Below are 1,660 nucleotides of genomic sequence, written 5' to 3' on the forward strand. Positions count from 1 at the left end.
GTTTCCGGAACCTGACTCCGGAAACCCCGGCGGAAGAGATCCCGCCCGTGTCCGCGGCTGCCCCCTCCGGTGCGGCGTGCGGGATACTACTTCGGTAGGGCCGCACCGACCGACCTGCACGGCGCACCCGCGGTACAGAATTGTGCCGCGCCCGCGGCCGCCGGGCGGGCTGATACCTAGAAGGGGAAGCCATCTGCTTCTATTTCTGGCGGCTGAAGGTTAGAAAACAATCCTTCTTCACCCTTCCTGTCCGTTTCCGGTTTCTTGCGATGTTGTTCTGGCTCGCTTATTTCGAGCGGCTCTTCTAAAGGTTCGTAGAGCAGTTCGGGTTTTTTGTCTTCGTCGGGAGGTTCTATTTCGATATTGGAGGGCGTAGGAGGCAGGACGATAGAAGTCGTTAGTTGGCCTGTACGGGCCAACTCGAACATCTTCAGGAGTGTCATATCGCCCATATCAATGTACAGTATGGGTACCTTCCGCCGCACTTGCCGCCCATCCGCCAGCATGGGACGCTTCTCCTCCATCCGCACGCGCAACTTTAGTGGGACGAAAGAGAAGCGACCTATCATTGCCTTGAGCATCATCAAGGCGTCCCGGATGTTCCGATAACTGTTGATGCTACCAGTATCTAAGGAGTAAACCCCCAAGACACCGGGTACCTTGGGCAGTATCACGCTGAGGATGACCACTTCCCGGCACTTCCCGGCGGCGTAGAAACGGCACTGCTGATACGTGCAGGGGATCTTCACCCAAGTGCGCCCGCCGTTCTTTTCCGTCTCGAGTGCGGCTTCCTCCCTGCCCCGCATCCTGTAAACGCCACCTCTGACCGTTACCCCGTACTCCTCAAGTTTTCCGTAGTTCCCGGCCAGGGTGGCCGTTTCTCCGTCGCCCCGGCAGATGAGGCCGAACTGATCGCCGTAGCGCTTCAACCACGCCGAAGCGATCACGTTGAAGTCTTCCGCGGGGAACATCACATCTAATTCCCGCGGTTGTGGGCCGTAGACTGCTTGCACTTCGGGCGGCACGACGAAGTAATCCACGGCGACTGGGTAACCCTCTTCGTTCTTCACCCCGAGGGCTATGGTACCGAGCCGCGGGAACCTCACCGGAATATCCGTCCATCCTTTGATCGGCATTGCTAACACCTTCCTTCTAAGGATTAAAACGGAAGATCGCTTTCGTTTGCGTTCAATCCTCCTGCTGTTTCTACTGTGTTGCTGGCGGCCACTCTGTCAACGTCCAGAAACTCGAAACGATCAACCATGATGTCAACCGCCCTGCGGCGCACTCCTTGGTTGTCCTCGTAGATCCGCTCCCTCAGCCACCCCGTGATGCTTACCTGACGACCCTTGGCCAGGTATTCCTTTGCAATCTTTGCCTGTTCCCGAAAGAGGTAGCAGTCGAAGTATCCCGCCAGATCCTTGGAAAATGGCTTCCTGACGGCCAGCACAATGCGGCAGACAGGCACGTTGGAGTCTGTTTCCCTTAGTTCTGGATCCCTGGCGAGCCTGCCGGTCAGGGCCACGATGTTCATACCGTTCCTCCACCTACCCCGAAGCCTATACTTCCCTCTCTACCGCCGCCTTGACGAGGCGCCACTTCCCGCCGACCATCGCGAAGAACAGGTGCATGTTGGCCGCCGTCTGCACCTCCGACACCA

The 1,660-nt window shown here is 57.9% G+C and carries 2 protein-coding genes; both read right to left on the bottom strand.

Annotated elements, in window-relative coordinates; translation table 11 throughout:
* Positions 1-176: 176 nt before the first annotated feature.
* Positions 177-1,136, bottom strand: coding sequence for a recombination directionality factor (locus tag G454_RS19710; RefSeq protein WP_035108125.1), 960 nt, complete (start codon positions 1,134-1,136; stop codon positions 177-179).
* Between the two features lie 23 nt (positions 1,137-1,159).
* Positions 1,160-1,534, bottom strand: coding sequence for a single-stranded DNA-binding protein (locus G454_RS19715; protein ID WP_051276555.1), 375 nt, complete (start codon positions 1,532-1,534; stop codon positions 1,160-1,162).
* Positions 1,535-1,660 lie beyond the last annotated feature (126 nt).

The sequence above is a fragment of the Desulfovirgula thermocuniculi DSM 16036 genome, assembly GCF_000429345.1.
GTDB lineage: Bacteria > Bacillota > Desulfotomaculia > Desulfotomaculales > Desulfovirgulaceae > Desulfovirgula > Desulfovirgula thermocuniculi.

What these genes read in the sequence shown, in the direction of transcription:
- G454_RS19715 (WP_051276555.1), bottom strand. Translation starts at nt 1,534, where the DNA reads ATGAACATCGTGGCCCTGACCGGCAGGCTCGCCAGGGATCCAGAACTA.
- G454_RS19710 (WP_035108125.1), bottom strand. Translation starts at nt 1,136, where the DNA reads ATGCCGATCAAAGGATGGACGGATATTCCGGTGAGGTTCCCGCGGCTC.